The organism is Streptomyces flavofungini, assembly GCF_041028215.1.
Taxonomy (GTDB): Bacteria; Actinomycetota; Actinomycetes; order Streptomycetales; family Streptomycetaceae; genus Streptomyces; species Streptomyces flavofungini_B.
In genome coordinates this window covers 1-1591 of sequence record NZ_JASKYR010001175.1, presented here as the reverse complement: position 1 = coordinate 1591, position 1591 = coordinate 1, and the positions used below count along the sequence as shown (strand labels likewise).

Sequence of the window (1591 nt, the reverse complement as noted above, 5' to 3'; positions counted from 1 at the left end):
TACCCCCGCCAGAGTCCCCGCGGACTCGCCCGAACCCCGAGTACGCCTGTGTCTTCCTCCTCTCCTGCCTCTCCCACTTCTCCCGCCTCCCGGTCGCCGTGGCGGTCCCTGCGGTACCGCAGCATGCGCTGGTGGTCGGTCGCGAACTTCGTGTCCAACGCCGGTACGTGGATGCAGCTCACCGTGCAGAACCTGCTGGTCCTCCAGATCACCGGCTCCGCGGCGGCCACCGGGCTCTCCATGTCGGTGCAGGCCGCGCCCGCGCTCCTGATGAGCCTCGTGGGCGGCGCCGCGGTCGACCGCTGGCCCCGCAAGGTCACGGCCGCCGTCAGCCAGGCGCTGCTCGGCCTCATCGCCTTCACCACGGCCGTCCTGGTGGCGGTCGGCGGGCTGAACCTGAGCGTCCTCATGGCCCTCGCCGCCGTGACCGGTGTCATCGCCACGGTCGACGGGCCCGCCTGCGCCCTGCTCGGCAACGACCTCGTGCCCCCGCAGGACGTGCCGTCCGCGATCGGCGTGGGCTCGCTCGTGCACAGCGCCGGGCGGCTCGCGGGCGCCGCGCTCGGCGGAGTCACGGTCGGCTTCCTCGGCACGGCGGCGGCCTACGCCGCCAACGGCGTGTCGTTCCTCTTCGTGGCCTCGGTCATCCCGTTCCTGCGTCCCGCGTACGGGGCGGTGCGCGGCGCGGTGGCGGAGCGGCGGCCCGACCCCGTACCGCACGCCGCTGAGCCGGTGGGCGAGAACATGACCGTGCGGCAGGGCCTCGCCTTCTTCATGCGCCGTCCGCGCCTGGTCGCCCTCGCGGGCATCACCGGCATCAGCGCGGTCTTCGGGCGGAATTACAACCTCACCCTGGTCGTCCTGGTCACCGGGCCGCTGGCCGGGAGCGCCGGGGCGTTCGGCACGGTCTCCACGGTGCTCGCGGTCGGCGGCATCATCGGCGCGGTCCTCGGCGCGCGGCTGCGCAGGCCGTCCGTGCGCCTGGTGGGCACGCTGGCCGCCGCGGGCGGTCTGCTCCAGGTGCTCGCCGGGCTCTCGCCCACCTTCGCCGTCCTGCTCGTCCTGGTGCTGCCGATGGCCGTGGTCGAGTCGGTCTCCGACACCGCGGGCACGACGGTCCTCCAGACCGACCCTCCGGCCCATCTGCGCGGCCGGGTGCTCGGCGTGTGGGGCAGCATCAGCACCGCGTGGGGCCTGGGCGGTCCGCCCGCGCTCGGCCTGCTCATGGAGCTGGCCGGGGCCCGTGGCGCCCTGATCTCCGGCGGCCTGCTCATCGCGGGCTCGATCGGCGCGGGCTATCTGCTGCGCGGCCGGTCCGGCGGCGCGCCGGTACGGGTACGGACGGACGTCCGCGAGTCCGCCGCGCAGCCCGCGCTCGGAACGGCGGCCTGAGACCCCGGCGACCGGGCCTCCGGCCGGGGCAGGCCCCGCACCGCCGCGACGACCTCGTCCGGCGTGATCCGGAGCAGCCGCTCGTCCGGCTCGGCCCCATGGGCGTCACCGGGGCGGGCCGAACCGTCACCGCCGGGGTGCCACAGCACGTGGTGCCGTACGTCGGCGGGCGGCCCCCAGAGCCGGGGCGCGACGGGGC

At 75.8% G+C, this 1591-nt stretch carries 1 protein-coding gene; it reads left to right on the top strand.

The genetic code is table 11. The features are described 5' to 3' along the window. The first annotated feature begins 123 nt into the window (after positions 1–123). Positions 124–1392, top strand: a complete 1269-nt coding sequence (locus AB8Z36_RS39500; RefSeq protein ID WP_369218184.1) for an MFS transporter — start codon at positions 124–126, stop codon at positions 1390–1392. The last annotated feature ends 199 nt before the right edge of the window (positions 1393–1591 follow it).

What these genes read in the sequence shown, in the direction of transcription:
- AB8Z36_RS39500 (WP_369218184.1), top strand. Translation starts at nt 124, where the DNA reads ATGCGCTGGTGGTCGGTCGCGAACTTCGTGTCCAACGCCGGTACGTGG.